Origin of the sequence: Neptuniibacter sp. QD37_11 (assembly GCF_047778105.1) — a bacterium.
Taxonomy (GTDB): domain Bacteria; phylum Pseudomonadota; class Gammaproteobacteria; order Pseudomonadales; family Balneatricaceae; genus Neptuniibacter.
In genome coordinates, this window is record NZ_CP180552.1 from 1561502 (window position 1) to 1585535 (window position 24034).

General features: G+C 42.7%; 21 protein-coding genes and 6 tRNA genes. 18 read left to right on the forward strand and 9 right to left on the reverse strand.

Going from position 1 to position 24034, the window contains the following annotated elements; all coding sequences use genetic code 11:
• Positions 1-100 precede the first annotated feature (100 nt).
• Both ACMXYT_RS07080 and ACMXYT_RS07085 read left to right on the forward strand, forming a co-directional pair.
• On the forward strand, positions 101-2335 hold the full coding sequence (locus tag ACMXYT_RS07080) for a YgiQ family radical SAM protein (RefSeq protein WP_415912094.1): 2235 nt from the start codon (positions 101-103) through the stop codon (positions 2333-2335).
• A gap of 153 nt (positions 2336-2488) precedes the next feature.
• A complete protein-coding gene (locus tag ACMXYT_RS07085) occupies positions 2489-2671 on the forward strand; it encodes a hypothetical protein (protein ID WP_415884395.1) in 183 nt (60 codons plus the stop codon).
• A gap of 42 nt (positions 2672-2713) precedes the next feature.
• Here ACMXYT_RS07085 and ACMXYT_RS07090 read toward each other — a convergent pair whose 3' ends face one another.
• From ACMXYT_RS07090 to ACMXYT_RS07100, 3 genes are all read right to left on the reverse strand, one after another.
• A complete protein-coding gene (locus tag ACMXYT_RS07090) occupies positions 2714-3337 on the reverse strand; it encodes a DUF5610 domain-containing protein (protein ID WP_415912095.1) in 624 nt (207 codons plus the stop codon).
• Positions 3338-3476: 139 nt separating this feature from the next.
• Positions 3477-4805: an ATP-binding protein gene (locus ACMXYT_RS07095; protein ID WP_415912096.1), complete on the reverse strand. Its 1329-nt coding sequence runs from the start codon at positions 4803-4805 to the stop codon at positions 3477-3479.
• Positions 4806-4897: 92 nt separating this feature from the next.
• On the reverse strand, positions 4898-6229 hold the full coding sequence (locus tag ACMXYT_RS07100) for a diguanylate cyclase domain-containing protein (RefSeq protein WP_415912097.1): 1332 nt from the start codon (positions 6227-6229) through the stop codon (positions 4898-4900).
• Positions 6230-6377: 148 nt separating this feature from the next.
• Here ACMXYT_RS07100 and ACMXYT_RS07105 point away from each other — a divergent pair, with 148 nt between their 5' ends.
• On the forward strand, positions 6378-7292 hold the full coding sequence (locus ACMXYT_RS07105) for a hypothetical protein (RefSeq protein WP_415912098.1): 915 nt from the start codon (positions 6378-6380) through the stop codon (positions 7290-7292).
• A gap of 67 nt (positions 7293-7359) precedes the next feature.
• Positions 7360-8745: a cysteine--tRNA ligase gene (gene cysS, locus ACMXYT_RS07110; protein ID WP_415912099.1), complete on the forward strand. Its 1386-nt coding sequence runs from the start codon at positions 7360-7362 to the stop codon at positions 8743-8745.
• Between the two features lie 61 nt (positions 8746-8806).
• Here the strand turns inward: cysS and folD are convergent, their stop codons facing one another.
• Positions 8807-9661: a bifunctional methylenetetrahydrofolate dehydrogenase/methenyltetrahydrofolate cyclohydrolase FolD gene (gene folD / locus ACMXYT_RS07115; protein ID WP_415884401.1), complete on the reverse strand. Its 855-nt coding sequence runs from the start codon at positions 9659-9661 to the stop codon at positions 8807-8809.
• Positions 9662-10055: 394 nt separating this feature from the next.
• Between folD and ACMXYT_RS07120 the strand changes: the two genes are divergently transcribed.
• The 10 genes from ACMXYT_RS07120 (at position 10056) to ACMXYT_RS07165 (ending at position 15728) form a co-directional block, all read left to right on the forward strand.
• Positions 10056-10132 (forward strand) — tRNA-Arg (locus ACMXYT_RS07120).
• A 22-nt stretch (positions 10133-10154) separates the two neighbouring features.
• Positions 10155-10230 (forward strand) — tRNA-His (locus tag ACMXYT_RS07125).
• Positions 10231-10250: 20 nt separating this feature from the next.
• Positions 10251-10335, forward strand: a tRNA-Leu gene (locus tag ACMXYT_RS07130).
• 26 nt (positions 10336-10361) lie between these two features.
• A tRNA-His gene (locus ACMXYT_RS07135) sits at positions 10362-10437 on the forward strand.
• A gap of 19 nt (positions 10438-10456) precedes the next feature.
• Positions 10457-10541 (forward strand) — tRNA-Leu (locus ACMXYT_RS07140).
• A gap of 62 nt (positions 10542-10603) precedes the next feature.
• Positions 10604-10688: transfer RNA gene (locus ACMXYT_RS07145), tRNA-Leu, on the forward strand.
• A gap of 318 nt (positions 10689-11006) precedes the next feature.
• Positions 11007-12323, forward strand: a complete 1317-nt coding sequence (gene tig / locus ACMXYT_RS07150; RefSeq protein WP_415884902.1) for a trigger factor — start codon at positions 11007-11009, stop codon at positions 12321-12323.
• A gap of 184 nt (positions 12324-12507) precedes the next feature.
• Positions 12508-13134 carry an ATP-dependent Clp endopeptidase proteolytic subunit ClpP gene (gene clpP / locus ACMXYT_RS07155; protein WP_415884403.1) on the forward strand — a complete coding sequence of 209 codons (627 nt, stop codon included), beginning with the start codon at positions 12508-12510 and terminating at the stop codon, positions 13132-13134.
• A gap of 122 nt (positions 13135-13256) precedes the next feature.
• Positions 13257-14546 (forward strand): ATP-dependent protease ATP-binding subunit ClpX, encoded by a 1290-nt coding sequence (clpX, locus tag ACMXYT_RS07160; RefSeq protein ID WP_415884404.1) that lies wholly within the window; start codon positions 13257-13259, stop codon positions 14544-14546.
• A gap of 72 nt (positions 14547-14618) precedes the next feature.
• On the forward strand, positions 14619-15728 hold the full coding sequence (locus ACMXYT_RS07165; RefSeq protein ID WP_415912100.1) for an Hpt domain-containing protein: 1110 nt from the start codon (positions 14619-14621) through the stop codon (positions 15726-15728).
• 198 nt (positions 15729-15926) lie between these two features.
• On the opposite strand, the gene ACMXYT_RS07170 is transcribed toward ACMXYT_RS07165, so the two are convergent.
• Positions 15927-16994, reverse strand: coding sequence for a 3-deoxy-7-phosphoheptulonate synthase (locus ACMXYT_RS07170; protein WP_415900951.1), 1068 nt, complete (start codon positions 16992-16994; stop codon positions 15927-15929).
• A 303-nt stretch (positions 16995-17297) separates the two neighbouring features.
• Here ACMXYT_RS07170 and dsbD point away from each other — a divergent pair, with 303 nt between their 5' ends.
• The gene (gene dsbD, locus ACMXYT_RS07175; RefSeq protein WP_415900952.1) at positions 17298-19115 is read left to right on the forward strand and encodes a protein-disulfide reductase DsbD; all 1818 of its coding nucleotides are present in this window, start codon (positions 17298-17300) and stop codon (positions 19113-19115) included.
• Positions 19116-19211: 96 nt separating this feature from the next.
• Here the strand turns inward: dsbD and ACMXYT_RS07180 are convergent, their stop codons facing one another.
• The 4 genes from ACMXYT_RS07180 to ACMXYT_RS07195 all read right to left on the reverse strand — a co-directional run bounded on the left by ACMXYT_RS07180 (position 19212) and on the right by ACMXYT_RS07195 (position 21888).
• Positions 19212-19619, reverse strand: a complete 408-nt coding sequence (locus ACMXYT_RS07180; RefSeq protein WP_415900953.1) for a lysozyme inhibitor LprI family protein — start codon at positions 19617-19619, stop codon at positions 19212-19214.
• A gap of 104 nt (positions 19620-19723) precedes the next feature.
• Positions 19724-20260, reverse strand: a complete 537-nt coding sequence (locus tag ACMXYT_RS07185; RefSeq protein ID WP_415900954.1) for a hypothetical protein — start codon at positions 20258-20260, stop codon at positions 19724-19726.
• Positions 20261-20549: 289 nt separating this feature from the next.
• Positions 20550-20843, reverse strand: a complete 294-nt coding sequence (locus ACMXYT_RS07190; protein WP_415912101.1) for a DUF3081 family protein — start codon at positions 20841-20843, stop codon at positions 20550-20552.
• 655 nt (positions 20844-21498) lie between these two features.
• Positions 21499-21888 (reverse strand): substrate-binding periplasmic protein, encoded by a 390-nt coding sequence (locus tag ACMXYT_RS07195; RefSeq protein ID WP_415900956.1) that lies wholly within the window; start codon positions 21886-21888, stop codon positions 21499-21501.
• A 342-nt stretch (positions 21889-22230) separates the two neighbouring features.
• Here ACMXYT_RS07195 and ACMXYT_RS07200 point away from each other — a divergent pair, with 342 nt between their 5' ends.
• From ACMXYT_RS07200 to ACMXYT_RS07210, 3 genes are all read left to right on the forward strand, one after another.
• The gene (locus ACMXYT_RS07200) at positions 22231-22842 is read left to right on the forward strand and encodes a fasciclin domain-containing protein (protein WP_415900957.1); all 612 of its coding nucleotides are present in this window, start codon (positions 22231-22233) and stop codon (positions 22840-22842) included.
• Positions 22843-22951: 109 nt separating this feature from the next.
• The gene (locus ACMXYT_RS07205) at positions 22952-23314 is read left to right on the forward strand and encodes a hypothetical protein (RefSeq protein ID WP_415900958.1); all 363 of its coding nucleotides are present in this window, start codon (positions 22952-22954) and stop codon (positions 23312-23314) included.
• A 258-nt stretch (positions 23315-23572) separates the two neighbouring features.
• Complete coding sequence (locus ACMXYT_RS07210) at positions 23573-23902, forward strand: hypothetical protein (RefSeq protein ID WP_415900959.1); 330 nt, start codon at positions 23573-23575, stop codon at positions 23900-23902.
• Positions 23903-24034 lie beyond the last annotated feature (132 nt).

Sequence of the window (24034 nt, forward strand, 5' to 3'; positions counted from 1 at the left end):
CTTTCATTGAATATTTTCCATATTAAGAATTTTTCACTGGGCGTATACCTACCTTTCTGGGAAAATAGACCCTAATTTCATATTCAAGTAGCCTCGTTTTATGCCTCGTTCTGCTCCTGACTTGTTTTCATACCCTAAATATTGGGCTGAATGTTATGCGCCAGCGCCTTTTCTTCCAACTTCAAGAGAAGAGATGGATGCATTAGGCTGGGATAGCTGTGATGTCATTATCGTCACCGGCGATGCTTATGTAGATCATCCTAGTTTTGGCATGGCAGTGATGGGGCGTGTACTTGAAGCACAAGGCTTTAGGGTAGGTATCATCAGTCAACCTGATTGGACCAGTGCTGATGCCTTTAAAGAGCTAGGCCAACCAAATCTCTATTTTGGTATCACGGCTGGTAACATGGACTCTTTGATCAACCGCTATACCGCCGATAAACGTACGCGTCATGATGATGCTTATACGGCTGGTGGCATGGGCGGTAAAAGGCCGGATCGTGCGGTTATTGTGTACAGCCAGCGTTGCAAAGAGGCTTATCGTGAGACGCCTGTAGTGCTTGGCGGTATTGAGGCAAGTCTTCGTCGAATTGCTCAATATGATTACTGGAGCGATAAAGTTCGTCGTTCGGTTTTACTGGATGCGACAGCCGATATATTGCTTTACGGTAATGCGGAGAGAGCTATTGTTGAGCTTACGCACCGTTTAGCTAATGGCGAAACCATTGAAGAAATTCAAGATCTTCGAGGGACGGCGATCCTAAAAACAGCGTTACCTGCTGATTATATTGAGGTTGATTCAACCCGTATTGATTGGCCGGGATACATCGATCAGCTACCAAATCCTTATGAATATACGGATGCGGCTACCTGCGATAAAAAAGACGCGTCTAGGGCCGATGAACCTCAACCTCTGCGAGTTATTCCTGCGCCGCTAAAAGGTAAAGAGAAGCTACCTGACGAAACCTACATTCGCTTACCTTCTTTTGAAAAAGTCTCTAAAGATCCGGCTTTGTATGCTCATGCATCACGTGTTTTGCATCAAGAAGCAAACCCGCACAATGCGCGCGCTTTGGTGCAAAAGCATGGTCATCGAGAGTTATGGGTTAACCCGCCGCCAATCCCTTTAGAAACGGCAGAAATGGATAAGGTGTTTGGCTTGCCTTATCAGCGAATTCCGCACCCACGTTATGGGAACCAAAAAATTCCTGCATTCGATATGATCAAGTTTTCGATCAATATCATGCGCGGTTGTTTTGGTGGCTGTACCTTCTGTTCTATCACTGAGCATGAAGGCCGTATCATTCAGAGCCGCTCCCATGAATCGGTTATCAATGAGATCGAGGATATCAAAGAGAAAGTACCGGGTTTCACTGGTGCTATCTCTGATTTAGGTGGCCCAACATCAAACATGTACCACCTGAATTGTAACGATCCAGATATTCAGGCTTCTTGTCGTAAGCTTTCGTGCGTCTATCCAACCATCTGTAAGAACCTGAATACCGATCATAGCCCTACGACTGAGTTATATCGTAAGGCGCGTAAGGTAGAGGGTGTACATACAGTTTCGATCTCTTCTGGTTTGCGTTATGACCTAGCTGTAGAAGACCCAGAGTACGTAAAAGAGCTTGTGACTTATCACGTAGGTGGTTACCTCAAGATTGCGCCTGAGCACAGTGAGGATGGCACACTATCTAAAATGATGAAGCCAGGCATGGGAACTTACGATGCATTCAAAAAGATGTTTGATCGTTTCTCCCGTGAGGCGGGTAAAAAGCAATACTTAATTCCTTATTTCATAGCGGCTCATCCGGGCTGCGAAGATGAGGATATGGTTAACCTTGCTCGTTGGTTGAAGAAGAATGAGTTCAAAGTAGATCAGGTACAAACTTTCTATCCATCACCAATGTCCTTGGCGACGGCGATGTATCATTCGGATAAAAACCCACTTAAAAAAGTGACCTACAAGAGTGAAAAACTCTATACACCGAAGAATACTGAGCAGCGTAAAGTTCAGAAAGCATTGCTTAGATACCATGACCCTGAGAACTGGCCGTTATTACGTCAGGTACTGCCGAAAATGGGTCACAGTGACCTGATTGGTGAGCGCGACTCATGTTTGATCCCTGAGAAAGAGAAGAGTTCTAACTCCAATCGCAGAGGTACTACTAAAAAGCCTGCGGTGAAATCAAAAGCGGCGAGTAAGCACAAGAATGCGAGTAGTAGACGACAAGATTCAAAAGCAGGTAAGTCCTTTGCTAAGCCAGCTAAGAAGCGTGTAGGGGGTAAACCGAGTAGTAAGAAGCAAAGAATGAAGAGCGTAAAGCCACGCTAAATTCTGAACTTGTCATCTAAATGCACTAATAGTAGTTTTAAATGTCAAAATTGTGCTGTTGTATAGCAGGAGCATTGCTAGAATAGCAGTAAGGTTTAGCTGAAATTTCATGCTAAGTTGCCTAAATGTAGAACGTCTTGAGGAGGGTTGGTCATGACTACCGATAAAATACACCCTAAATTTACCGAAGCGATGGAAAAGCTCACTCAGATGAGTGAGGAAGAGAGACTGTCTGAGGAGAATAAAGAGCTTTTTGAACAAGCGATGAATTATGCGCCTCTAGATATTCAGCCAAAATTAGCCGCTATTCGTAAAAAATATGACGAACTGCATTAATTGAGAAGAACACTTAAAAAAATGTCGCTTAGGCGGCATTTTTTATGTCAGTAATTTATCTAGCAGCTCATCATCGATAAACTCATCTGCTGCTTGGATATTGGAGGTAAACTCTTCATCCTCAACAGAATCAAAACAGAAACCGAAGCTATGAATAAAGGTTTCAATCCCTTCTAAGCAATACTCTCGGTAAAGGTCGACTTGTTCATTGAGTTCATCATCGTCGCTAATTGCTACCTCTTCCAGTTGCTCAACAGCCGTTAATGCTCCCCGATTAATTGATTCATTTATCAAGTTAATAAAGCGGTCTAATGATTGCTCTTCACTTAACTCAGGTAGTGCGTTGCGAAATAGAGGAAATTGCTGAGTTATATATTCAAGAGTAGCTGTGGCATATTCCTGCGGGGCTACATTGCCTGAAGGGGCAGGATTAGATCCCATAAAAGTATTGCCTGTTTCATTTTTTAGCTCATGGCCTAGTAGCATGATGACTTCTTCATAAACCTGAGCCAGAGGCGGAGACAAAGTAAGATCGGTGAAACTTGCGCTGACGTTAGAATATGTCTCTGGATAAGGTTGAAAACTGGTTTGGTAAACCTGTTTGTTGATGTCTTGTAGTTGAGGGTCATTCTGCGGCGGTTTGTTTTTGGTCGATGTCACTTGCATAAGTTTTCCGTCCGTTTTTTTAATTTCTCCTTACATATAAGTATTGGACATCGTTTCTAAATGTGACTGATTTTTATTCAATTTAAACGGTCGTTTTGAAAAAAGATTTCAGCATGAAAATAATTGGATATGAAAACGGTTAAATGTAGTAAGTGTCATCTTCTGCCGTGAGCGCATAAGGGGAAGTGCAGGGAAGAGTAATATGTAATTCAAATCCTCCATCATCAGGAGATTGAAGTTCCAAACTGCCACCTAATACACCCGTGACTAAGTTGAATATTATATAGAGCCCTAGACCGTTGCCACCTTGACCAAATTTAGTGGTGAAAAAGGGATCAAAGACTTTGGCAAAATTTTTAGTTGGAATGCCACAGCCAGTATCACTGAATATTAGTGTTATAGTCTTATCGCAGAGTTGGGCACAGATTTTAATTTTCCCCGTTTGTTGGTCGTCAAATGCATGCATTCGGGTATTGTTGATCAGATTGTCAAAGATCTGTTGTATAGGTGCAGCAAAGCTATTCATAGAAATATCATGGGGTATTAGATTCTCCACAATAATATTTGATCTGGCGAGAGTTTGAGTTTGCCGATTTAACACCTCCTCAACTAATGCTCTTAAATCAAGTTGGCTTCGATCGTATTGATTGTCATTAGTTGATATTTGTTGGCAGCTTAAAATCAGCTCGGCAGTTTTTGCGGTACTTTTTTCTATTAAATCAGTAGACTCTAGAACGTTACTTAAAAAACTCTCCAAGGCTGATTTAGTCATTTCACCAGAATTAAGCTGATCTTGGATTCTACTAGTATCTGCTCTTAAGGCTGTGCTGATTGTACGAATATTGCCAATGGGTGTGTTTAGTTCATGAGAAATGCCTGCGACTAATTTGCCCAGAGAAGCTAGCTTTTGCGTATTAGCCAGTTTTAGCATGGTGGCTTTGAGCTCTTCATTGGCTTCTTCGAGCTTTTGCGAGTGGTCGGAGAGGGCGTCGTTTAGTTGCTTGACCTCCGCTTCAGCCTCCATTCTTTGGGTTATATCAATTAAAGATTCAATAGCGCCAACTATATTTCCATCTTCATCGTATAGTCGTTTTGCCGTGAAATAGAGCCATCTATCAATATTACTGCCAAGTTTGGGGAAGAAGCTTTCAACTTCATAAGCATCTTCGATAAACGGAGATTTTCGATGAAGGCCAGGATAAAACTGCTCAAGCTGCTCTTTGTCATCATCTAAAACTACATCAGCCAATATAGGACGAGGTGCAGGATAAAAGGTTTTCCATTGATCTTTTGTTCCAAGAACAGCCTTGGCAGGAATGCCAAAGACTTTTTCGCAGGCTTTATTCCAAATAATGACCCTGTGATCATTATCGATCACAATAATTGGTTGAGGGTAAGTATGCACAATCTCATCGAGTAGCTTCTGCTCATGAGCACTACAAGGATTGCCTGAATCAGGACAAGGCATACCTAAATTCCAAAATTTTGGTCATAGTGTAGTTTTAGACCTGATGTGGAATCTTTTCAAAATAACTTACGGTTTAAAGAGAGAATTGAACACTATTTATAAAGGTAATAGCCGTTACCACCAAGAAACTTAGCGGCATACATCGCTTTATCGGCGTTACCAATCAGTTTCCCGCCGTCCTTGCCGTGGTCTGGGAACACTGCAATACCGGCACTAGCACCGATACATACTTCAATATCATCTATCATCATTGGCTGTCTTAAAGACGCAATGATTTTTTGCGATACAAGTACAGCGCTTTCAATTGAGGCTGTATCCTCTAATAAAACTGCGAACTCATCCCCCCCTTGACGAGAGACAGTATCAACTTTGCGTACTGCAGTATTAAGGCGTTGGGAGGCGATGGTCAGTACTTTATCGCCAAAAGGGTGGCCATATTTATCGTTGAGGGGTTTGAACTCGTTAAGATCGAGATAGATAACAGCACATAGTGTTTTGTTTCTTTGTGCATGTTGCACAGCGCAAGTTACTCTATCCAAAAACAGCGCGCGATTAGCTAAACCTGTAAGAGGGTCGTGAAAGGCTAAAAACTCAAGCTTTTCTTGGGCTTGTTTTTGCTCAGTATTATCTAAGAACTGGCCAATGTAGTGGGTTCTTTCGCCCTCTTGGTTGAGCACAACGGAGATTTTAATTTTTTCACTAAACAGCTGTCCGTCTTTTTTTCGGCTCCACGTTTCACCTTCCCAATAGCCTTTATATTGCAAATTACTATTGATGCTTTCCATAAATTCAGGCGCTAACCATGTAGCATTGATTGCGCTGGCAGGTTGGTTAATAACTTCTTGTTCGTTAAAACCGGTCAGCCTAACAAATGCAGGGTTAACTAAGGTGATATTGAAATCGATATCCGCGATGACAACCGCTTCATTGCTCTGCTGAATCGCATTTTCAGCGAGCTTACAGATAGAAAGTTGGTCAGTGGTAGGCTGAACGGATCGTTTCATTAATCCAACAATGCCACTGACCTTGCCGTGTTTGTCTTTGAGTGGTGCTTTGCTTAACCAATAACTGTGCTGACAATCGGGGTTAAGGCGTAGTCCTTCTAATTCGACATGTGTTTGTGATAAAAACACGTGAGCATCAGAATCAACCAGTTGAGCATGAAGGTGTTTAGGGAAAAGTTGTCGATCTGTTTTGCCTTTAATGCATTTTGCAGGCATATCGAGTAACTCAGCATAGGCATCGTTTACGTAGAGATACTCAGCTCGACGATTTTTGATCCAAGCAGGGTGAGGAAGAGCAGAAAGGATTGAAAGCTGTTGCGATGCAATTTGGCTTCCCTCCGCCACAGGGGTACTCATAGGAGTATTGGGTGGTGTTAAGGAAGGGCCAAGATCCTGCTGGCCAAATTGATCGTTATCCATTTCTGGTACATCCTGTTTAATTTTTCTACTTATTGTCGAATCCTTACAGTTTTTATACCAAAGGTCTAGTCATATACAGTGTGACTATATTTTTCTGTAGTGATGCCGCACTTAATCTGGGTTATCTCTTGAGGTTTAGGTCCATAAAATGAAGTTATTAGCAGTGATTTTACTTTCGTTCTTCCTTTGGGGCTGCGGTCAGCAGCAAGTGGTAGAAAAAGCGCATGCTTCGAAAGCGAAAGGTTGGGATGGTGTTATAGAGAATTACACTGTATGGCCCGATCGTGTGCAAGAAACATCAGGCCTCGCTTCTCAGGGGGAATTGCTCTGGACCATTAATGATAGTGGTGATGGGCCTTATCTTTATGCTCTGGATGCGCAGCACAACATTGTCAAAGTAATCAAAGTAGGGAATGCAAAAAATATCGATTGGGAAGAACTTGCACAAGATGAGTCTTTTCTCTACATAGCGGACTGCGGTAATAATCGCGGCAGGCGTATTGAACTGCAGATTTATAAAGTTGCTTGGAAGGACTTAGAGTCTACTAGAGCGGGAGGTGTTGTCTCTCCTGAAATATTGAAGTTTCACTATGCTGATCGACCAGCGAAAGTTGCTCCGAAAAGTCATAACTTAGATTGTGAAGCGCTAACAGTGGTCAACGACGAGCTATGGCTTTTCACTAAGAATAGAGAAAACGAACAAACCCATCTTTATAAACTCGATAAAAGTAAAGCAGAGCAATCTGTAACATTGACTGAGCGTTTTGATGTGAAAGGTTTGGTGACGGCTGCTGACTACGACCCTGTTACTAAAAGGTTGGCTTTATTGGGCTATGCCAAGCAGAAAATTTTTGGACATTCTTTTCTGTGGGTTGTTCCTGTGACAGATGCTCCGAATTGGGAAGAGGCGCGCCGGACCTATATTCAGCCTTATGCTCAGTGGGAAGCTTTGGTTTGGGATCGAGAGAAGAATGGGCGTTTAGTGCTGAGTACTGAGAAAAGCCTTTTATTGGATGTGGGTGTGGGTGAGCTAAATTTAACTGTCCCTACCGAGTTTCCTTAGCCGCAGAGTGCTAATTCATTTATACTAGCGGCCCTTTTTATTTTTCGAAATTATAAAGTTACGAGTTATGCTTCAAATATATAACACACTGACCAAAGAAAAAGCTCCGTTTAAGCCACTAGAAGAAGGCAAAATCAAAATGTACGTTTGCGGAGTGACCGTTTATGACTTGTGTCATATTGGTCATGCACGTGTGATGGTCGCATTTGATGTTATTACTCGTTTCCTTCGCTCGCAGGGCTGGGATATTGATTATGTTCGCAACATCACTGACGTAGATGACAAGATCATCAAGCGTGCAGCTGAAAATGATGAAACGCCTGATCAGCTAACTGAGCGTATGATTGCAGCCATGCATGAAGATGAGGCGAAACTTGCTGTTCTTCGTCCTACGCAAGAACCAAGAGCGACTGCGCATATTGGAGATATCATCTCTCTAGTCGAAACACTGGTAGAGAAGGGTTTTGCTTACCCAGCATCCAATGGTGATGTTTACTTCCGAGTTGAACGCTTTGAAGAGTACGGCAGACTAACCAACAAAAATGTTGATGAGCTACGTTCAGGTGCTCGAGTTGAAGTAGATGAAGCTAAAGAAAGCCCGTTGGATTTCGTATTGTGGAAATCTGCGAAAGAGGGTGAGGTTAGCTGGGAATCCCCATGGGGGCTAGGTCGTCCAGGTTGGCATATTGAATGTTCAGCGATGTCTAAATGCTGCCTTGGCCCAACATTTGATATTCATGGCGGTGGTCCAGATCTACCATTCCCACACCATGAAAACGAGATCGCACAATCTGAAGCTGCAAACGGTTGTACTTATGTAAATACGTGGATGCACGCAGGCCCTGTACGCGTGAATTCTGAGAAGATGTCTAAATCTTTAGGTAACTTCTTCACGATTCGTGATGTGCTGGAAAAATACAACGCTGAAGTTGTTCGTTTCTTCCTAGCGCGTGTTCATTACCGTACGTATATCGATTACAGCGAAGATAGCTTGAAAGAAGCGCGTGTGATGTTGGAGCGTTTCTATCAAGCACTACGTGGTGTTGAAATTTCTGATGAAGCTCCAGTGAATGATTTTGATGCGCGTTTCGTTGAAGCGATGAATGATGACTTCAACACGCCAAAAGCGATCTCAGTTCTGTTTGAGCTTGTGAATGAGTTGAACAAAGCTACACGTGAAAACTCACCAGAGGCAGGTAAGCTTGCCGGTCAATTGGTGCGTCTAGGTTCTATTCTGGGTTTGCTGCAGCAAGATGCTGATGCCTTCTTGAAAGGTGAAGACAAAGAGGGCGAGCTTAGCTCTGATGAAATCGAAGCGTTGATTGTTCAGCGAGCGGAAGCGAAGAAAGCGAAAAACTTCGCAGAGTCTGATCGTATTCGTGATGAGTTGGCAGAACAGGGCATTATTCTAAAAGATAGCCGCGAAGGTACGACTTGGTTTAGGGAAGCCTGAGCCGGTTACTAGCGGAAATAAGAAAGGCAGCCTAGGCTGCCTTTTTTATTGAGTAACAAACTTAAGCGTCTTGCTTGTTTGCTGCTTCTAAAGTGTTTTCCATAAGTGTAGCCACGGTCATTGGGCCTACACCGCCTGGGACAGGGGTAATGAAGCCAGCTTTCTCTGCCGCAGCTTCATAACCCACATCGCCTACTAGGCGACCATCTTCAAGCCGATTGATGCCTACATCAATCACGGTAGCGCCTTCTTTGATCCACTCACCTTTGACAAGGCCGGGAATGCCAACGCCAACTACTACAAGATCGGCACGGCGAACGTGCGCTTCAAGATCTTTAGTGAAGCGGTGGGTTGTTGTTACAGTGCAACCCGCAAGAAGCAGTTCTAACGTCATAGGGCGACCAACGATGTTAGATGCACCGACTACGACTGCTTCCATACCATGTAGATCTTGACCTGTAGATTCAAGTAGCGTCATAACGCCTTTTGGAGTACAAGGGCGAAGAACAGGCATACGCTGAGCTAGACGACCTAAATTGAAAGCGTGGAATCCATCAACATCCTTTTCTGGGCGGATGCGTTCAAGGATCTCATTGCCATCTAGATGTTCTGGTAGAGGAAGCTGTACCAAGATGCCGTTAACTGAATCGTCTTGGTTTAGTTCATCAACAAGATTCAGTAATTCCTCTTGAGTCGTTTCTGCAGGTAGGTCAAAAGAGCGGGATTCAAATCCTACATCCTGACAAGCGTTCTTCTTATTGCGAACATAAACCTGAGAAGCTGGGTCCATACCTACAAGTAGTACTGCTAGGCAAGGAGCTTTTTTACCGTCGTTGATTCGCTGCTGAACACCTTCAGCAACCTGACGGCGAACATCTGCGGCAATTTGCTTGCCATCAATAATCTGTGCGCTCATTTAAAGGGAGGGTCCTTTATTAAGTTTTATCTGGGGTGAATTCTCTCATGGTTGAGTATTTCGTCCAAGCGCCTTTTGTTAATTAGCTATATAAGTAGGCACAAGTAATTGAGATGTAAGAGGGTAGGCGTAGATTTACATCGAAAAAGGTGAAAGTGATGGCTAGAGCATCAATCGGATCAATTTGATAGCTAAAAATGGGATAACTGCTTGATAAATAGCCAATTATTGGTTGTTAGATGATCAATCTAAAACTTTTGAAATAAAAGATAAAAAAAGTGTTGACGGCAAAATTTAGGGTGTATATTATGCGCACCTCCTCAAGACGAGGCGGCCAAAACAAAGCGCTAGACGCTAGTTGAGGTCAAAGTCTGAGGTCTGACAAATGAGTCGGGCGCCTATAGCTCAACTGGATAGAGCAACGCCCTTCTAAGGCGTAGGTTCCAGGTTCGAGTCCTGGTGGGCGTGCCATTTGTTAGAAAGAGATTTGATGGTGGATATAGCTCAGTTGGTAGAGCTCCGGATTGTGATTCCGGCGGTCGTGGGTTCGAGCCCCATTATCCACCCCATTGAATCTCTTGTGTAGTCTGCGGACGTGGTGGAATTGGTAGACACGCCAGATTTAGGTTCTGGTGCCGCGAGGTGTGAGAGTTCGAGTCTCTCCGTCCGCACCATGTACTACACAAAAACGATCGTTATGGTGGGTATAGCTCAGTTGGTAGAGCTCCGGATTGTGATTCCGGCGGTCGTGGGTTCGAGCCCCATTATCCACCCCATTAACGATACACATAGATTGCGGACGTGGTGGAATTGGTAGACACGCCAGATTTAGGTTCTGGTGCCGCGAGGTGTGAGAGTTCGAGTCTCTCCGTCCGCACCATTTACAACGAAGCGTTGTTTTGGTGTAATCAGTTTCAAGCTATGTGTAAAAAAGATCTATCTGCGGACGTGGTGGAATTGGTAGACACGCCAGATTTAGGTTCTGGTGCCGCGAGGTGTGAGAGTTCGAGTCTCTCCGTCCGCACCATTGATTGATCTTTATTCCTTCTTATCTTAAAAGCTGCTTCTGGCTAATAATTACCTTAATTTTATTTTTCTTTGTGCTTTTCTGCTTAAAAAGCCATTTCTAGCTTATTTGTTGATCTAAGTGATCTATCTAATAATAATTTTCATTTCTTATACGTTATTTTGCTTACTAAACTTGACTAATTAAGCTGCTTGCCGGAGAATTTCGCGCTTTGATTTTGCTCGAAATTTACGAGCGGCTGTGCAGATCAAGCAGCGTTAGCAATACGTCGGTCTGTTGAAGATTATTGATTCAAGCATTTTATTTGTGAGGCATTACATGCAAGTTTCCGTTGAAACGACTTCTGGCCTAGAGCGCCTGTTGAAGGTTTCCGTACCAGCAGAGCGCATCGATCAGGATGTTAACAAGCGTATCCAGCAGACTGCACGTACAGTACGTATCGACGGTTTCCGTCCTGGTAAAGTACCTGTAAAAGTTGTTAAGCAGCGTTACGGTAAAGGTATTCGTGAAGAAGTTCTTGGCCAAGTGGTTCAGGAAAGCTTCTACCAAGCGCTTCAGCAGGAAGAGATCAACCCAGCTGGCACGCCTGCAATCGAATTCACAAAAGATGTTGAAGGTGAAAACCTTGAATACACTGCTAAATTCGAAGTTTACCCAGAGATCGCTCTGGCTGATTTCTCTAAAGTAGAGATCGAAAAGAAAGCAGCTGAAGTAAACGATGCTGATCTTGATCAGATGATTGAAACGCTTCGCAAGCAGCAAGCTGAGTGGAACGAAGTTGAGCGCGCAGCAGCTGAAGGCGATCGCGTACGCATCGATTTCGAAGGTTTCATCGACGGTGAAGCATTCGACGGTGGTAAAGGCGAAGGCATGGACCTTGTTCTAGGTTCTAACTCAATGATCCCTGGTTTCGAAGACGGTCTAGCGGGCGCTACTGCAGGTGCAGACGTTGAGCTAAACGTTACGTTCCCAGAAGAATACCAAGCTGAAAACCTTCAAGGTAAAGACGCTGTATTCAAAGTAAAAGTACACACTGTTTCTGAGCAGGTTCTTGCTGAGCTAAACGAAGAGTTCTTCGAGAAGTTTGGTCTAGAAGAGAAGACTGAAGAAGCTTTCCGCGCTGAAGTTCAAAAGAACATGGAGCGTGAGCTTAAGCAGGCTCTTAAAATGAAACTTAAAGATGCTGTATTCACTCAGCTTCTAGAAGTTAACCCAATCGAAGTACCAGCTGCACTAATCGATGGCGAAATCGACAACCTACGTCGTCAAGCGGTAATGCAGTTTGCGGGTCCAGATTCTGATATGGATCCAAACATGCTTCCAAAAGAAATGTTTGCTGATCAGGCGGACCGTCGCGTTAAGATCGGTCTTCTTATGCAAGAAGTGATCAAAGTAAATGAACTAGAAGCTGACGAAGCTCGTGTTAAAGAAACACTAGAAGAGATGGCTGAAACTTACCAAGATCCTCAGCAAGTTATCGATTGGTACATGGGTAACGAAGAGATGCTAGGTCAGATCAAAGGTCTAGTTCTTGAAGAGCAGGTTGTAGATAACCTACTTGAAGCTGCTACAGTAACAGACGTTACTGTTAGCTACGAAGATGCAATTAAGCCAGAGCAGGGTGCTGCAGCTTAATTAACGCTCTTCTGACGTAAAAGTCACTACTGTAAAAGCGACAGTTAGCGAAAGCTGGCTGTCGTTTTTTTGTTTTTAGCGCATGATAAATGCAGTGTTGTTGGTTAAAGCTATTGCCTGAATTAATCAACGTAGTATTATCGAGTGCTTGTGTTTAGGTTGTTTCCGTTTTAAGGAGTGATACATGGCGGATTTTGGTAAAGGTGGCTCAGATATTTTGAGTAGTCTAGTGCCTATGGTAGTAGAGCAGTCGGCTCGTGGTGAGCGTGCATACGATATCTACTCCCGTCTGTTAAAAGAGCGTGTGATCTTTCTTGTAGGTCCTGTAGAAGATCATATGGCTAATCTGGTTGTTGCGCAGTTGCTGTTCCTAGAAGCGGAGAACCCGGATAAGGATATTCATCTCTATATTAATTCCCCGGGTGGATCTGTAACTGCTGGTATGTCTATCTATGACACTATGCAGTTCATCAAGCCAGACGTGAGCACAATGTGTTTGGGTCAGGCAGCAAGTATGGGTGCATTCTTGCTAGCCGGTGGTGCTGAAGGTAAGCGTTTTGCGTTACCTAACTCTCGTGTAATGATTCATCAGCCGTTAGGTGGATACCAAGGTCAGGCAACTGATATTGAGATTCATACCAAAGAGATTTTGAGTATTCGTCATAAATTGAATACGTTGTTAGCAGAGCATACAGGTCAAGATCTAGAAACGATCTCTCGTGATACAGATCGTGATAACTTCATGGACCCTTACGCTGCTAAAGAATACGGTTTAATTGACGAAGTGCTTGATCGTCGTAACACTGATTAAGCCTGAGTAGAAATTGTTACTATAATCATAAGATTCACCCTGTTTGTTTGTATAAGGGTTGAAATGTGAAACAGAGTAGCAATATAGGGTATAGCCCTGATAAAGAATTATGAGGAAGTCGAATGACCGACGAAATCAAAGGTAAAGATGGCGATGACAGCGGTAAGTTGCTGTACTGCTCATTCTGCGGAAAAAGCCAGGATGAAGTACGTAAGCTAATTGCTGGTCCGTCCGTTTTTATCTGTGACGAATGTGTTGATCTATGTAACGACATCATTCGTGAAGAAATACAAGAAGCAGAGCCTCAGGAAGAGAGCGATCATCTGCCGACTCCAGAAGAGCTAAGTGCAGCTCTGGATGAATATGTTATTGGCCAAGATCGCGCTAAGAAAGTACTTGCTGTAGCGGTATACAACCATTACAAGCGTCTACGCTTCCAAAAGAGCAGCAATTCAGACGTTGAGCTAGGCAAAAGTAATATTCTGCTTATCGGCCCTACGGGTAGTGGTAAGACCCTGCTTGCTCAGACGCTAGCACGCCTATTGAATGTGCCATTCACTATTGCTGATGCGACTACGCTAACTGAAGCAGGTTACGTTGGTGAAGATGTAGAAAACATCATTCAAAAGCTTCTGCAGAAGTGTGATTACGATGTGGAGAAAGCTCAGCTTGGTATTGTCTACATTGATGAGATCGATAAGATTTCACGTAAGTCTGATAACCCATCCATTACGCGTGACGTATCGGGTGAGGGTGTACAGCAGGCGTTACTTAAGCTGATTGAAGGTACGGTTGCTTCTGTTCCTCCACAAGGTGGCCGTAAGCACCCTCAGCAAGAGTTTTTGCAGGTAGACACGTCTAATATCCTGTTTATCTGTGGTGGTGCATTTGCTGGCCTAGAGCAGATTATTCGTGATCGTTCAGAAAAAGGTTCTATCGGATTCAGCGCTGTTGTTAAGAGCAAAGATGAAGAGAAAACGGTTTCTGACAGCCTTCGTGAGCTAGAAGCAGAAGATCTGGTTAAATACGGTCTGATTCCTGAGTTTGTAGGTCGTCTACCAATGGTAGCCACACTTGCTGAACTGGATGAAGAAGCGTTGATTCAGATTCTGACTGAGCCGAAGAACAGTTTGACTAAGCAGTATGCTGCACTGTTCGATATGGAAGGCGCTGAAGTTGATTTCCGTGAAGCTGCTTTAAAGGCGGTTGCACGTAAAGCGCTTGAGCGTAAAACAGGCGCACGTGGTTTGCGTTCTATTATGGAAGCGACATTGCTAGATATTATGTATCAGCTGCCTTCTATGGAGAATGTAAGCAAGGTTGTGATCGATGAGGGCGTTATCGAGGGTGACAACGATCCTATTCTCATTTATGAGAACACAGATCAACCTAAAGCGATGCCGGACGAATAAGCATTCCAGAATGTGTTATAAAAAAGGATAGCTTTGCTATCCTTTTTTTGTGGCTAATTGAAATGGTGAAGAATGTCGGACGCAAATGATCAAGGATTTCAGCAGCTGAGTGATGAGCTGAAAACGGAGTTCTACTCTAGCTTCAAGGAAGCTATGGAGGAATTGGATCACTGTTTTAGTTCCTTAAACTGTAATTTCGACCCTGAAATTGTGAATCAAATGTTTAGGGCGGTGCATTCAGTTAAAGGCAACTGTCATATGGTGTTTCTCGATAGTATTGCTGACGTTTGCCATAGACTCGAAGATTTGGTTGATCAATTCAGAAAAGCACAGCTTCCCTATACGCCTATACAGGGTGAGTTTATCGCTTTTGTTTTTACCCGTCTGGAGCAATTGGTCGCAGATAGAATCAGTGGTCGTGATGTGAGTCCGACGGATATTGAGCTTCTAGAAAAGGGTGTGCTGCAGGTTTATCAGTCTGGCCAATCATCACGCGACAAAGTGACTCAAGCAACCTTAGAAAGCTTCTCAGGCATTCTTACAGCCACTCAGAGTATAAATGAGAGCGTGTTGGATAAGCTTGAGGCGCAAGAGCAGCTAAAAGACTTTGATGACCTCGCTTTCATGGGCCAGGTCGCAAAAATTCTCCAGTCAAAATCTATCCAGCACCAAGGCGATCTCTCTAAGCTAATTGCAATAGGTTGTATGCTCAATCAACAATTGTCTCATCCTGAAATTGAGGAGCAATTGTTGGCTGCGTTCAACTTTCAGAATTTAGGAAGCAAATTTGTCCCGTCGCCTGTATTTGATATCGGCCTTGAATCGGCTGAATGGGAAAAAGCCAAAGCGAGAGAGCAGGTTGAGTTATCAGCTGGCTTTCTAAAGCTAGGCGGTAAATGGCTAGCCGCTTCAAAACTGATTGAATGTAGTTTTGAGCGCTATGATGGCCGAGGACCGTTTGGTCTAAAAGGAGATGATATTCCAGCGGGGAGTATGATTCTCTCAATGCTGAAGTTCTATCAGCAAAATTATCTGCGCTTAAGGAAGGATCATAAGCAAAAAATCGCGGTCGCGAAAACGCTTAGCCGTATGAACAGTGAAAGCGGCTATCGCTTTAACCCAGCGTTCGTGGAGATGCTAACGCAGATAGGTCATGCAGAGCCAGATAGATTGACGTTATGATCTAGGTATATGGGTAAGTCGGTATAGGGAATTCAAGTGAGATTAGGCAAACTGTATTTGGTTTTAATCTGACTTGGAGGGCAAATGCCGCAAGAGCAATTAGAGTTTGACGGTGATGGAGAGGTATATATTCTCTCCGAAAACTAAAAAAAGCGCATGGGTTACCCTATGCGCTTTTTTTGTAGAATTCAGAGTCTATTAGCGATTAGCTAGTGCAGGCTTCAGCTTCTCGTTCATCTCAACTAGGCACTTCTCAGTTGTTTCCCAGTCGATACAAGCATCTGTTACAGATACGCCGTATTTAAGCTCGCTTAGATCTGAAGGAATAGACTGGTTGCCCCAAGCAAGGTTACTTTCAATCATCAGGCCAACAATAGATTTGTTGCCATCAATGATTTGGTTGGTCGCATTTTCAGCAACAAGCGGCTGAAGAGCTGGGTCTTTGCTTGAGTTTGCGTGGCTGCAATCAATCATAATGTTGTTTGCTAGGCCTGCTTTATCTAGTGCTTGTTCACAAAGCGCTACGTTTACAGAATCGTAGTTTGGCTTACCGCCACCACCACGAAGTACAACGTGACCATACTGGTTTCCTTTAGTGTGTACGATAGAAACCTGACCACTCTCATTAATACCTAGGAAGCGATGTGGTGCGCTAACAGATTTAAGTGCGTTTGTAGCAACCTCAAGGCCGCCATCAGTACCGTTTTTGAAACCTACAGCGCAAGATAGACCAGAAGACATCTCACGGTGAGTCTGAGACTCAGTAGTACGTGCGCCGATTGCTGACCAAGAGATCAAATCTTGCATGTACTGTGGAGAAATTGGGTCTAGTGCTTCAGTTGCTAGTGGCAAACCCATTTCAGATAGATCTAAAAGAAGTTTACGTGCAGTGTGCAGGCCTTTTTCGATCTCGAAAGAGTCGTTTAGGTCTGGGTCGTTAATAAGACCTTTCCAGCCTACTGTCGTACGTGGTTTTTCAAAATACACGCGCATAACCAGATATAAGGAATCTTTAACTTTTTCCTGAAGCTCAACCAGCTTTTTACCATACTCAATTGCTGCTTCTGTATCGTGAATAGAGCAAGGGCCCACAACAACGAATAAACGAGGGTCCTTACGGTCAAGAATATCGCGAACAACAGAGCGGCCTTGCATTACTGCTTGAGCTGCTTTCTCAGAAATTGGCATTTCAGCCTTAAGCGCATCTGGGGAAATCAGAACGCTATTTGATTCGATATTTAAATCTTCAACACGTGTATCGGTCATTAGTTCTTATCCTACAATAGAGAGCTATTTAACGTTATTGAGCGCTTTTAGCGCTGGGGCTCTCTAGACTCTTTGTCAATGTGTCGCTTGTTTTACCATAAACCTATGAAGGTTATAAGTATGCAGATGGTCTATTCTGCGCCAAATCAAAACAATGGCAGTTGTTTCTACTAATTAAAGTGCTTTTACGAGTGCTGTTCGATAAAAAAGGCGTGGTAAACTATGTAAATCCGATTGATAGCGAACTGTTAGGCATAAAAGTTGTCAATCAAGCGTCTGCGAGATTAATCCATAGGAAACGCTGTGTTGTATCTATTTAAACGAGTTTTTTGGTTACAGTTTTTACTTATCTTATCTGTAGCTTCCCCGAGTGTGACGGCGGGACTATTTGATCAAAACCCTTTTGGTGAAAAAGGCCCCGTTCAGGTAGAAAAAGCGTTTGTTTTTGGTCATGTGCAAGAGGGTGATACCTTAAAACTTATCTGGGATATGCCGGATGAGTATTACCTCTATAGAGACAGAATAGAGCTTAAAGATGGCGAAACAACCCAGATTATCTCACGCAAGAATGCACCGGCTGAATTAAAAGATGACCCGTTGTTTGGTCAGGTCTGGGTTTATTACGACCGCGCTGAGATTGATCTCTCACTGCTAAGCAAAGTCGATCCAGCAAAAGACGACAAGCTAACCATCACTTATCAAGGTTGTTGGGACGGTGGCGTTTGCTATCCGCCAGTCACTAAAGAGATCTCAATAGCAGCATTTACCCCTTCTAAATCAGCTGCTGATGTGAGTGCGGCTCCGGCAACCATGCAAACCATTAATGCCCCTGCAGTGACAGAGCAGGATCGTTTTGCGCAGATGCTTTCTCAGGGCAGCTTAATCGTTACCCTAGGCGCGTTTTTCGTAGCGGGTTTAGCTCTATCCTTAACGCCTTGTGTCTTTCCGATGATTCCAATCCTATCCAGTATCATTGCTGGGCAGGGTAAACATGTATCGACGGCTAAAGGTTTTGGCCTGTCTTTTGTGTATGTGTTGGCTGTATCCATTACTTACACCATTGCAGGTGTACTCGCTGGTTTGTTTGGCGAAAATGTTCAGGCGCTTTTCCAAAATGCTTGGATTATCGGCAGCTTCAGTTTGATCTTCGTTTTGCTCTCTTTATCGATGTTTGGTTTTTACGAACTGCAACTGCCAAACAGTATTCAGACCCGTTTAAGTCAGGCGAGCAACAGCCAGAAGGGCGGCACGGTCGCTGGTGTGGCGATTATGGGCTTCCTATCTGCACTTATTGTAGGCCCTTGTATGGCGGCTCCTTTAGCAGGCGCATTAATCTATATCGGTCAAACAGGTGATCCATTCTTAGGTGGTAGTGCGTTATTCGCGATGAGCTTAGGCATGGGCGTACCACTTCTATTGGTTGGTGCTTCTGCAGGAAAGCTACTTCCACATGCTGGCCTATGGATGAACAAGGTCAAAGCAGTATTTGGCGTGCTACTGTTGTTGATGGCCGTTTGGATGCTTGATCGCATTGTACCTACCGTCGTTTCTATGTGGTTAACAGCGATCATCCTAGTTGTATCTGCTGTTTATATGGGCGTGCTGTCTAAAGCGAAAACTGCTAAAGAGAACCTTGCGAAAGGTTTAGGTTTAATTATTCTGCTTTACGGCTTGTCGCTAATGATCGGTGCGTTGGCAGGTGGTAATAGCTTTAGATACCCATTAAAAGCATTTGCAGGTGATCAGTCTGCACAAGCTGAGGTTCTACCTTTTATAAAAGTGACAACGCCAGAAGCACTTAATAGTGAGTTAGAGATCGCCAAAGCGAATGGACAGCCAGTAATGCTAGATTTCTACGCTGATTGGTGTGTGGCTTGTATAGAGCTAGAAGTGGTTACCTTTGCTGACTCGCGTGTGCAAAATGCTTTAGCGCCATATCGGGTGATTAAGGTAGATGTGACGGCCAATGATGAACCGGCTAAAAAACTTAATAAAGATTACGCACTGATCGGCCCGCCGGCACTTATCTTCTATGATCGCGAAGGTGCAAAGCTCGATCATAAAACGCTTATTGGCGTTGTGCAGCCAAATGATTTTCTAAATCATATTCGCGATATCTAAAGGATTTAACCGAATAGTGATAAATCTTGTTCTGATAAATAAAAAGCCTCGCTAAGTTGCGAGGCTTTTTATTTAGGTTCTCATGCTTAAAACTTGTTACTTTTGAGGCTTAGGTAATACGGGTTTAGCACTGTTAGATAAGTACGTCGTCCATATCTCTGCTGTTCTTTCGTCGGTTTTATCTATCATGCAAAAAATAGATACGAATGCTTTCTTCCGGCCTTCCTCCCAGATCGCATAGATAGAATCACAGTGTGAGGCTATGTGTGTTTCCCAGTCTTTTTGGGCAACTTTGATGCTCTCGAGTGCTGTTGGGTTTTTGGCATAAAGCTCGTAAGTTGCGTCTAAATACTTTGTCATTTGGTGGTGTGCTACTTCGAGTTTAATAGCCGCGCATCGATTCATCTGGATACTGGATTTAGCATCTTCACAATTTTTAGCAGCAGCGTGAGCTGATAGCAGGAATGTTAGGCTCAATAAGGTGGAAATAATGAGTTTATACATGTGTAAGCCTTAACAGCTCTATTGAATTAAATAATTAGAGGATTGGATTGAGAGGCTTAAATTACAAAGGGGATTGCTATTCCCCTTTGCTTATTCATTTAACGTTACTTGAACTCTTTCGCTGCCGGGAACTGTTTGAAAGACATTAGAGTGGATTCCATTTTATGACCATTAGCATTAAACCAATCCATGACCGCTTTGCTTTGATCTTTCCCATAAATGCGGTGGGAGTAGTTCATTACAACGCCAGTTTGGTTCTCTACGCTGATTAGGAACATATTTGCGTCTGAGCTTTTATCACTGGTTGTCATTGTGGCTAGAAGGAACAGGCTAGGGTCACGTGGGTCTGGGCCGGCGATCGCTTTAATAATCTTTCCTTTACCGTTGTACGTGGCTAAAAACTTTTCTGCGAAAGGCTTTAAATCAGACTTTGTTTTCACTTCTTCTGCGAAGGTGAATGAAATCATATCTTTGTGTGAAGAAAGATCAGCTTGGTCAGCAGGTGTATATTGGTGTGCAGAGCTTTCGGTCGCTCTGTATGTATATTCGTCACCGTTAAAGCTGATTGTTGATGGCTTGCCAGCATAAGCGATAGAGATGCTAACTAACACAAGTGCGATTGAAGTGAGTAGCTGTTTCAAAAATCCTGTCCTTTTTATAGTTATGATTTAAGGGTTGCTACTTGATTTGGCCTCTACTAGATCAGGAGACTATTCAAATCCTAATCTCAACATTGTTTACCGCATTATCTTATCAGTGTTACTGGCTTTCCCAGTCGATGTGGCATGCTAAAGTAAGCTCGATACTTACTAAAGTATTGGTTCAGGAATGCTTGAAGTGAGAGTGGCTAGCTGTGTTAACAAACCAAGCCATTTCCAATTTGACGTGATGATGAAGGGAAAGGGAGTAATAATTTTAGTTAAAACTTAGTTAGTTAAGCTGATGCTTAAAATATATGCGGTCGATTTTGTGTAGGAAGGCATCAAACTGAGATCTTCGATCAAAATTTGCTTGATATTTATTATGGAAAAATAAGTTAAGCTCTACATCCGAATCGAATAAGGTCAATGTATATCCATCATGATCATGTCGTGCCTGTAAGCCGGAATATACATAATGCCCGGCCGACATTTTCTCACCTTTATCGAGTATATAATTAAAGACACTGAGTGTTTTAACCATATCTAATTTTAAGTCATCTTCAGTCTTCATAATGCTACCCATTAAAAAAACGAGCCTGGCAAATTGCCAGACTCTAACCGGGGTCTCTCGTGAGGTAAGTCCAAGGCACTAGGTACCCAATGCTCGCTATGAAAGGTTATAGCTAATGATCATCGCTATGCTTTCATACTGATTAGAACTTCTAAAAAAACCAATGGCAGATTGAAGGTTTTCAAATAGTTCCATTCAGTAGAGCATTTCTATCATCCAAAGTGTTTACGGTTAGTTTTTTAATATGGATCATTTTGATCTTTTGTTTGTTACTCGGATCAAAACGTTAGATAAAGTCATCTCTTAAAATGTCAGATCACTGACAGTGTCGCGTTTCGTTGATAAATTTTTCATATAACGGACTCGCTTTAAGTTTGTCTAGACTATTTTGCCAGCGCAGAACTTCCGAGGTTGGAGTGTTTTTCGACATGGCTATATACAGTTTGGTTGAGTGGATCGATATACCTGTTGACTCGACCATATCACTCTTTATTTTGTCTTTGGCGAGCAAGCAAGGTAAGGCCGCTTTGCCGAGTGCTAAATAATTTGCTCGATTACCTAAAAGCATTCTTAAGCTAATGCTTGGATTCGTTGTATAGGCGAGATTTTTATAGCCTTGTTGGGTTAGGATTTTTTCTTCTGGATAGTCCCTAGTGACTAAGACCAGTCAAGATTGCTTAATAGTTGTTGCTGAAGGGGATGGTTTGCCTATTGCTTTTTTTCTAAAGAGCAAAATTTCATCAGAATAAAATGGTCCTACCCATTGAAACCAATTTTCTCGCTCTGGTGTGCGTGCAACAGAGAAAAGTACATTCCAATTTTTGGTTCTTGTGTTGTGAACAGCTCTGGCCCAGGGAAGCATCATTATCTCGGAATCTATACCGAGATCATCCAGCATCCAATGGACTATATCTAAGGCCATGCCATCTATCTCTCCGTTGGGGAGTTCATAGGCATAGGGGGCAAAGTCTTCGGTTTGAATCTGATAGATCGGAGATGAATGAACCGAAAAACTAAATAAGAAGATGTGAAAATACAAGAGTGATCGATACAGCATTATTAAACCTTATTGGCTAAGAACGGTGAGCTGCATCCTGCAAAGTCGTATTACTGGCTGAATTAATCTAACTTGTTTATTTAGTGAATATATACCCTAGCTTTATTTTTCATACTAGAGATAACACAGTTACTTTGCCAGTGAATGATGCTCATTGGCGTTATAGAAATACTAAAAGAATTCAAACTCTTTCTATCCAGTTTTGCAGAGAACTTGAAATGAAATCCTCTAAATTAGATTTAGATGAATTTATTTCTGTGCGTTTTTTGATCTATTTCTTTGGTGTGTCGTATCCAGCTTTGATGTTTGATTAACCCACTTAAGCTCTGAAGGTATAGAACAATGAAAAAAACAATAAAAAAAACAATAACTGCAATGATGTGCGCGGCTGGCTTAACTTTTGGTTCAGTGGCTCAAGCTGAAGAGTGCACCGACGAACTGGGTACGATTGTCACAGAATTGGTTGAGTTGAATGAAAGCGGTGTAACTGCAGGCGAATTCGATTTTCTTATTGGTGCTGTGACAGCAACCATTGGTAGCTCTAATCTCTTTGATGTCCTTACCAATGAGGATAGAACTGTGACGCTATTTGCTCCAAATGATCAAGCATTCTTGAATACTGCTGTTGCACTGCAAGAAGCGGGTATTTTGGATCTAACTGGTGTGGATACCTCTAACACTATGGAAGTTGTTAATGCTTTAGCAGGCGCCTTGACGCTGAATGGAGTTATTGAAGTATTGGCGTACCATGTTTCCTATGGCGAAAGAACTTCTAAATACGTTGTAAAACGTGACGGTAAAACAATCAGAATGGCGAATAAAGAGTTTGTGAATGTAAATGGACTTAGCATTAATGATTCACCACTGGATCTAGGTTATATCGACATTCCTGCCTGTAATGGTGTGATTCATGTGATCACCGAGGGCGTGCTTATTCCAGATTTAAGCAATTAACAATGATAAAAAAGCCTACTTGATTGATCCTGCGGTGTGTTAATAACTCCATCTTATCTCCAGTAGGCTTGATAACGAGATTCAATGTAAATCATGTTCGGGTGATCCTATGAAACTCCAGCTAATAAAGGATTTAAAAGATTATCGAGCAGTGTTTTATTGGTGTAATTCAAAAGGAAAAAGGCACAGCCCTATGATGCCAACGTTGGTTCATGCTTATGAGTGGCATCTACAATTCCAAAGAGGTATCTATAAAGGTAAAGAGAGAAGGAAGAACAGAGTAGATAGAAGGTTAGGCTATCTTCTTGAAAACAAAAATCGGAAGAATGATCGCCGTTACAAGCAAAAAGGCAGGCGCTTTATCGATACGGCGTTGTACGTCAGCAAGGACATTTATTCTGAAAAGATAGCAGCACTTAAAAAACTCGCATTTGAAAGCAATAATTATTACTACGAGCGTAGATCCGCTTAAAATGTACTCTGCATATAAAATGGGCCAATTAAATTTCGATGCTCATTTTATACGCGGGATACAATTTCATTTTTTAACATCTCAATATATTTAGTCTCGGATACGCCAGATGCAGTATTTTTGTTTTGTTGATGATGTTTGCCTATTCAACATCTGCTCGGCTATTCTGTGCCCTATCAATGTTTAACCATAAAACGACGATTCCATTTGCTGATATGTCGTTGTTAATTCACCTGACTTGAGGCCAATATCTCGATCATGAACTCATTACTTAAACTTATTGTTTTACCGACGCTATTGATACTTTCATCCGCAATGAGCTCAGCTTCAGATACTGAAGAGGGTAAAGATTTATATGAGTCTGTTGCCTTGGAACGAACGATTCGAGGTGAAGTTTACACTGACGCTAACTGTGAAACCTGTCATAGTTCAGATATTTACACTCGTTCTAATCGCCGAGTACATACCTATCCTCGATTAGAAGCTCAGGTAGAGATGTGTAACACCATGTTGGATGTAGGTTGGTTCCCTGATGAGGTATCGGCTGTTGCAGCTTATCTCAATCAAATACATTACAAATTTGATTAGATCATTTTTCTTCTTTTCTAAAGCCGCATACAGCGGCTTTTTTAATCCCTTTTAATTTCCTTTGATATTCAATGCGATAGCGGCCCGCTTTTTGCTGAACCTTAGATTACTCAAACGTAATTAGTCGATGCG